Source organism: Klenkia sp. AC732, assembly GCF_979256525.1.
Map to the genome: position 1 here is coordinate 1 of NZ_CEEDOS010000204.1, position 211 is coordinate 211.

A 211-nucleotide genomic window follows, 5' to 3' on the forward strand; every position below is an offset into this window, starting at 1 on the left:
GCCGGGCGGGCGGCGGGACGCTGCACCGGCGGGCGGGCGGCGACCCGGGCCTGACGGCGGACGGCGGTGCGCCGCTCCCGCTGAGCCGCGGCACGGATGACCATCACGTAGCCGACGACCGCGAGGTCGAGCAGCACCTGGGGTGCCCAGAGCCACGAGCGGTAGGCGATCGCGCCGACCAGGGTCAGCAGCGCCAGCGCGGCCAGCCCGG

The 211-nt window shown here is 79.1% G+C and carries 1 pseudogene; it reads right to left on the reverse strand.

The features are described 5' to 3' along the window. A pseudogene (locus tag AC0IVP_RS22290) lies at positions 1–211 on the reverse strand (hypothetical protein); the annotation flags it as partial.